General features: G+C 60.9%; 7 protein-coding genes and 2 pseudogenes. 6 read left to right on the top strand and 3 right to left on the bottom strand.

The genetic code is table 11. From position 1 onward, the window contains the following. Positions 1–206 (top strand): annotated as a pseudogene (locus tag SxD43FB_RS22755) (IS630 family transposase); the annotation flags it as partial. On the opposite strand, the pseudogene SxD43FB_RS22750 reads toward SxD43FB_RS22755, so the two are convergent. Both SxD43FB_RS22750 and SxD43FB_RS22745 read right to left on the bottom strand, forming a co-directional pair. After that, positions 185–781: pseudogene (locus SxD43FB_RS22750) on the bottom strand (DUF692 domain-containing protein); the annotation flags it as partial. The pseudogenes SxD43FB_RS22755 and SxD43FB_RS22750 overlap by 22 nt on opposite strands. 72 nt (positions 782–853) lie before the next feature. Then, the gene (locus SxD43FB_RS22745) at positions 854–1141 is read right to left on the bottom strand and encodes a hypothetical protein (protein ID WP_096064067.1); all 288 of its coding nucleotides are present in this window, start codon (positions 1139–1141) and stop codon (positions 854–856) included. Between the two features lie 186 nt (positions 1142–1327). Between SxD43FB_RS22745 and SxD43FB_RS22740 the strand changes: the two genes are divergently transcribed. The 4 genes from SxD43FB_RS22740 to SxD43FB_RS22725 are packed head-to-tail and all read left to right on the top strand — an operon-like array spanning position 1328 to position 3303. Next, entirely contained in the window at positions 1328–1612 is a 285-nt protein-coding gene (locus SxD43FB_RS22740) for a DUF2282 domain-containing protein (protein ID WP_069064247.1), read from the top strand. A gap of 26 nt (positions 1613–1638) precedes the next feature. Continuing rightward, complete coding sequence (locus tag SxD43FB_RS22735) at positions 1639–2103, top strand: DoxX family protein (RefSeq protein ID WP_096064066.1); 465 nt, start codon at positions 1639–1641, stop codon at positions 2101–2103. A gap of 25 nt (positions 2104–2128) precedes the next feature. Then, complete coding sequence (locus tag SxD43FB_RS22730) at positions 2129–2659, top strand: sigma-70 family RNA polymerase sigma factor (RefSeq protein WP_096064065.1); 531 nt, start codon at positions 2129–2131, stop codon at positions 2657–2659. Positions 2660–2661: 2 nt separating this feature from the next. Next, the gene (locus SxD43FB_RS22725) at positions 2662–3303 is read left to right on the top strand and encodes a DUF1109 domain-containing protein (protein ID WP_096064064.1); all 642 of its coding nucleotides are present in this window, start codon (positions 2662–2664) and stop codon (positions 3301–3303) included. A gap of 145 nt (positions 3304–3448) precedes the next feature. Here the strand turns inward: SxD43FB_RS22725 and SxD43FB_RS22720 are convergent, their stop codons facing one another. Continuing rightward, positions 3449–4345 carry a LysR family transcriptional regulator gene (locus tag SxD43FB_RS22720; RefSeq protein WP_096064063.1) on the bottom strand — a complete coding sequence of 299 codons (897 nt, stop codon included), beginning with the start codon at positions 4343–4345 and terminating at the stop codon, positions 3449–3451. 99 nt (positions 4346–4444) lie between these two features. Between SxD43FB_RS22720 and SxD43FB_RS22715 the strand changes: the two genes are divergently transcribed. After that, positions 4445–5224: an SDR family NAD(P)-dependent oxidoreductase gene (locus tag SxD43FB_RS22715; protein WP_096064062.1), complete on the top strand. Its 780-nt coding sequence runs from the start codon at positions 4445–4447 to the stop codon at positions 5222–5224. Positions 5225–6017: the final 793 nt, after the last annotated feature.

Here is a 6017-nt window from a genome sequence, read left to right as displayed (position 1 = left end):
CGACGTCCTGCTCATGGCTCAATGCCGTCGAGGGCTTCTTTGCAAAGTTGACCCGGCGGCGGCTGAAAAACGGCGTCTTCCACTCCGTTGTCGATCTGCAGGCCGCCATCAACCGCTTCATCAAGGAACATAATGAGGCGCCGCGCCCCTTCGTCTGGAAGGCTGACCCTGACCAAATCATCGCCGCCGTTATGCCTGAAAGGTAGGCCTCAGGATCGAAACCATGGTTGCAGGCGCTGACGTAGATATTGTTGATGTCGAGCAGCAGGTAACAGCCCGTCTTGCGGCTCATCTCGGCCAGGAATTCCCACTCCGCCATCTCGTCTTCCGGGAACGTCAGATAGCTTGAAGGATTTTCAAACAGCATTGCCCGTCCAAGCGTCTCCTGCGCGCGGTCGATGTTGGCGCATACGACATTCATCGCCGCGCGGGTCAGCGGCAGCGGGAGCAGATCATGGCTGTTGTGCGCGCTGGTGCGCGTCCAGCACAGATGATCGGACACCCACAGAGGCTCGATCCGGTCTACCAGCGCCTTGAGCCGGACCAGATGATCGCTGTCCAGCCCGTTTGCCGAGCCAACCGACAGCGATACGCCATGCAGGATGACCGGAAGTTTGGCGCACACCTGTTCCAGCACGCGCAGCGGCCGCCCGCCATCGACCATGAAGTTTTCGGATATGACCTCGACAAAATCGACGGCGACATCGCCCGCGAGAAAATCACGGTAGTGATCGCGGCGCAGGCCAAGGCCGAACCCACTGAATGTGGCGATATCTGTCATGGCGAAAGTCCTCATGCGTCAAAAGCGGTCCGGCGGGCCGTGGGGGCAAAGGCCCGCCGGACCAGGGTCGGATCAGCCGAGGTCGCCGATCGTTCCGCCCTTCGTGAGACACTCACCTGCCTTCATTGCCTTGAAGCCGTGGCCCTTGCAGGCATTCTGACCCTTGCATTCGTGCTCAGCCGTGGCGCAGTCGGAATTGCCCTTGCAGCTATGCAGGCCATAGCAATGCACCGTGTCGCTGGTGCCGAGGGCGCGGCCTTTGCTTCCGGTCGGCGCGTCGGCCGCGAAGGCCGAGAATGAGCTGAGCGCGATGGCGGCTGCGGCAGCGGCGATGGATGCAGTGCGTGTCTTGGTGGTCATGTCAGCGGCTCCTTGAAAAGGATGGTGCGGGATCGCACGCCATGATGTTCGCCCTCGCGCGCTGGCCGGTTACAGCGACAATTATTATTCTCTGCCTGTAACGGTCCCGGCTCGCCCGGCGAAAGAGGGGGCATGCGACGCCTGGACAACCGTCTAGCGCTGCCCCCCAAAGCCGGAGAGCATATCATGAAGACCGCCACTATCGCCCGCATTGCCGGACTTGCCACAACCGCCGCTCTGGCAGCCGGCGTCGCCACCACCCCCGTCGCCGCGCAGAAGGTGCCGATGGAAAAATGCTATGGCATCGCCAAGGCTGGGCAGAATGATTGCTCCGCTGGCGCTGGCACGAGCTGCGCCGGAACCTCGACCCGCGACTATCAGGGCAACGCCTGGAAGCTGGTCAAGCAGGGCATGTGCGTGAAGACCAAGACGCCGATGGGCAATGGCTCGCTGACGCCGATCAATCGCTGATACGCAGCCATCAGAGGGGCCAGCACATGCAGCACATCGCCACATTGTACGATCGGATCGTAGCCATCGCCGCATCGCGCTTGGCGGAGGGGGGAGCGCTGCTGCTGGCCCGGATCGCGCTCGCCGGGATATTCTGGCGATCGGGCCGGAGCAAAGTGACGGAGGACAGTTTTTTCGAGATCAGCGACTCAACCCGCTATCTGTTCGAAAATGACTATGCCGCCGTCCCGCTACCGCCTGAAATCGCTGCGCCACTGGCAACGCTGGGCGAGCATCTGTTCCCGGTGCTGCTAGTGATCGGGCTGGCAACCCGGCTCTCGGCCGGCGCGCTGCTCGCAATGACGCTCGTCATCCAGATTTTCGTGTATCCGCAAGCCTGGTGGACGACGCATATCCTGTGGGCCGCGCTGGCAGCGGTGCTGATCGTGCGCGGCGGCGGCGTGCTGTCGCTCGACGCGCTGTTTGGCCATTGGCGGCATCGGCGCGCATGAACGGTCACAGGGAGAGGGAACGGCGATGATCGCGGACGAGCCTACCTTCGCCCGGCTCATGATTGCGAGCCAGGGCGGCGACCGGCGTGCCTACACCGTGCTGCTGACCGAGGCGCAGTTCTGGCTTGAACGCTTCTTCCGCCGCCACGTGCCCCCGGCGCAGATCGACGATCTGGTGCAGGACGTGCTGCTTGCCATTCATGCCAAGCGCGCGACCTGGGATGAAACACGGGCCTTCCTGCCGTGGCTCGCGGCCATCGCCCGCTATCGCTGGGTCGATCATTTGCGACGGGTTTACCGCTCCAGCGAAAGTGAACTCGGCAATCATGATGCCCCTGCGGACAGCGAGGAGGAAGCCGTGCTGGCCCGGATGAGCCTTGACCGGCTTTTCGTGCAACTCTCCCCGGCACAGTGCAACGCAATCGAACTGGTGAAAATCGAAGGACTTTCCGTTACCGAGGCGGCCATGCGCACCGGCCAGAGCGAAAGTCTGATCAAAGTGAACATTCATCGCGGCCTCAGGAAACTGTCCGCGCTCGTCGAAGAGGCTGACTGACCATGCCCCCCCGTCCCAATCCCCTCATCGCACAACTCGCAGGCGAGCTTGAGCCAGTGCGCCCCTTGCGCATGCGTCATGGTCTGGCGCTGGTAGCGGTTGCAACCATGCTGACGATCGCCGCGATTGCGCTGTGGCAGGGCTTGTGGAGCGGCCCTGCAAATGGGCAGGCGGCCGCCATCTTCTTTATCGCCAACGGGCTTATCGCGCTGGTCGGGCTTGCCGCGGCGCGGGCGGTGGTTCGCATGGCGGCTCCGCGTGTCGGTGCCCGGCAGGATGGCTTGCGCTGGCTGCTAGCGGCGCTTGCTATCCTGCCCGTCACCGCCCTGCTGCTGATGGCGCTGGAGGGGACAGTCGGCAGACACGACCAAGCTACGGATGGGCTGAACTGCTTCATCGCCGGAACCGTCAGCGGCATTGGCGTGGCGGCAGCGCTGATCCTTTGGCTGCGCCGTGGTGCCCCCGTTGGTCCCAATGTAGCCGGGTTCTACACCGGCATAGCGGCGGGGGCGCTGGGCAGTTTTGCGCACGGCATGTCATGTCCATTCGACACCATCGGGCACCTGGGCATCTGGCACGTTGCGCCCGTGGCCATGTCAGCCGCGCTGGGGCGCATTGCCGTACCAGCCTTGATACGGTGGTAAAATCTTGCAGCTTGCTAGCATGATTTGAAGTCCAAGGCCGGTTCTAGGCCTGTAGATCGGCGGGCAGAATCTGAAATGTCAGGTCGGCGGTGCGTTCACGCCCATGGCAGGCATTCGGCGTTCACTCCGTCCGCGTCACTGCACATCATGTCGCGAACAACTCTATCGAATCCAGATAATCCAGCAACGCTCGTATCCGCGTCGCCGCGCGATCCTCCGCCGCATAGAGGGCGTGAATGTCCTCGCCATCGCCAGGATTGAACTCTTTCAACACCTCGACCAGCCGCTCGGCCTTAATGTCAGCTGCGACGTGAAAGGCTCCATGTCGGGCAATGCCGCAGCCCGCGACAGCCATCTGCCGGACCACCTCGCCCGAATTGCCGAAGAAGCGTCCTTCCACTGGCTTTTGCACGATGCGCCCTTCGACCTGGAACGGCCAGCTATCGATCGAACGACGAAAGCTGAACCGCAGGCAGTCATGTTGGTCGAGATCGTCAGGAATCTGAGGGACGCCGCGACGCGCGAGATAGTCCGGGCTGGCGACCAGTGCCATGCGGCTATGCCCCAGCTTTTTTGCGCGCAGCCGCGTGTCGCGCAACGGACCGATGCGGATTGCGATGTCCGCTCGCTTCTCCACCAGATCAACGATGCTGTCGGTAAGCGTCAGTTCGACCTTCACGGCCGGATAGCGTTCAGCAAAGCCGGGAAGGGCCGGGATCAGGCATTGGACCCCGAAGGATGGCGAGGCGTTGACACGCAGCAGCCCCCGCGCGACCTGATTTGCCTGACCTAGGCTTTTCTCAACTTCTGCCATTTCCACAATCAGGGTGCTTATCCGATCGCGATAGGCCACGCCCTCTGTCGTCAAGGCCAGCGCGCGCGTGGTGCGCCGCAGAAGCGTAACGGCGAGCCGCTTCTCCAGCCGCGCGACGGATCGGCTGACGGCCGAGGGGGTGAGACGCAGCATGCGTGCGGCATTTGCAAAGCTACCCTCCGCCGAAACGGTCAGAAATATCTCAATGTCGCCAAAACGATTATCCATGATTTGAATTCACTTCTGAAGTGATGAGACGCATTCTAGGCATCAATGATGAAGATGTCTATTTCCCGTCCAGTTGATCGCCACTGTCAGGAATAAATCATGGACCTCAAACTCAACGGCAAAACCGCCATCGTCACCGGATCGACCGCCGGGATCGGCCTTGCGATAGCCAAACGCCTCTCTGCCGAGGGTGTCGCGGTTACCATCACCGGTCGCAACCAGGTGAAGCTGGAGGCAGCCGCCACGGAGATCGGCGGCAGCGTTAATCCCGTCCTTGCCGATCCTGCAACCGCCGAAGGTGCCGCCGCCCTCATCGCCGCCGTTCCCGACACCGACATCCTCGTCAATAATCTTGGTATCTATGAAGCCAAGGACTTTGCCGACATCACGGACGAGGACTGGCATCATATATTTGAGGTCAACGTCGTCAGCGGCGCTCGCCTCGCCCGGCATTATTTCCCTTTGATGTTGCAGAAAAATTGGGGTCGCGTGCTTTTCATTGCTAGCGAAAGCGGCCTTCTGCCGCCCGCCGAGATGATCCATTACGGCATGACAAAGTCAGCACAGCTTTCCATCTCGCGTGGTCTTGCCGAACAAACCCGGGGAACGGGTGTCACGGTCAACAGTGTATTGCCCGGACCGACCCGTTCGGAGGGGATTGTCGATTTCATCCGCTCTGTTGTCGAACATAAGGATGCATCGGAAGCCGAACGGGAGGTCGAATTCTTCACCAAGCTGCGCCCCTTGTCGCTCATCAAGAGACTGATCGAGGCAGACGAAGTCGGCGCGATGGTCGCCTATCTCGCAAGTCCGCTTGCCGCTGCAACCAATGGCGCGGCTCTCCGGGTCGAGGGTGGGATCATACCCACTATCGCCTGATTGGGCGGCGGGTTCAAATTGCTAAACGGTCCCGTCACTGGTCTTGTTGGCCATTCAATATCGAGGGATGAGCGGTCGATCATGTTCCCACCATTGAACGGCAGGACATGATCGACTGCGGCGTCAACAATGGGGGTCTTCGGCTAGATCGAGAAAATGGCGTCGCTGAAAGTTCGTGAAGGGTGGATATCGGCCAGCGGCAACTGGGGACTTTCCGGTCATTCGTCATGCATCCCGGGAATGGCGGCTTCCAATCAAACACCGGACATTCAAACCATGAGGACATAGTAGCTATGAACCGGAATGACTGGCCGATTTCGGAATGTCGTCTGTGGATGGCTCCCGCGTTGCAAGCATAAAGTGATGATCTGACGTTCCGTCGGGTGCAGTCGTCTGTCCGGCCTGTTGATGCAGTCGGTGCAGACTGCTGGCCCTGATGGGGTCCGCGAACAAGGTCCGATCGGGTTTGCAGGCTATTACGCCTATGACATTCCTTGGGTTGTCCTTGTTCCCGGTCCGACCGGTTTTGCCATCACATCCTTCGCTCTCACAACCTCGTGAAGCTGATCTCCTCAGCTAACCCGAAAAATTCACCGGGGGTTGGTGGATGTGGCGTAACGCTATGATTTGACGTATGATTTGGTTGCTGACACCGGCCACCGTCATTTCTGGAGAGCCACACCCACCATGGACGATCCTACGCTGCCCCTGACCGGTTTGTCACCCGTTTCTGGCAAGCGTTTGGACGCTAGATTTGACGGCGGCATGCTCTCTTCGGATGGCGGCCTGGTGC

Origin of the sequence: Sphingobium sp. D43FB (genome assembly GCF_002312805.1) — a bacterium.
Classification (GTDB): domain Bacteria; phylum Pseudomonadota; class Alphaproteobacteria; order Sphingomonadales; family Sphingomonadaceae; genus Sphingobium.
This window is presented reverse-complemented; position numbering and strand designations above follow the sequence as displayed.

Excerpts from the sequence above, each read along its gene's own strand:
- SxD43FB_RS22745 (WP_096064067.1), bottom strand. The coding sequence starts at position 1,141 with ATGACCACCAAGACACGCACTGCATCCATCGCCGCTGCCGCAGCCGCC.
- SxD43FB_RS22740 (WP_069064247.1), top strand. The coding sequence starts at position 1,328 with ATGAAGACCGCCACTATCGCCCGCATTGCCGGACTTGCCACAACCGCC.
- SxD43FB_RS22735 (WP_096064066.1), top strand. The coding sequence starts at position 1,639 with ATGCAGCACATCGCCACATTGTACGATCGGATCGTAGCCATCGCCGCA.
- SxD43FB_RS22730 (WP_096064065.1), top strand. The coding sequence starts at position 2,129 with ATGATCGCGGACGAGCCTACCTTCGCCCGGCTCATGATTGCGAGCCAG.
- SxD43FB_RS22725 (WP_096064064.1), top strand. The coding sequence starts at position 2,662 with ATGCCCCCCCGTCCCAATCCCCTCATCGCACAACTCGCAGGCGAGCTT.
- SxD43FB_RS22720 (WP_096064063.1), bottom strand. The coding sequence starts at position 4,345 with ATGGATAATCGTTTTGGCGACATTGAGATATTTCTGACCGTTTCGGCG.
- SxD43FB_RS22715 (WP_096064062.1), top strand. The coding sequence starts at position 4,445 with ATGGACCTCAAACTCAACGGCAAAACCGCCATCGTCACCGGATCGACC.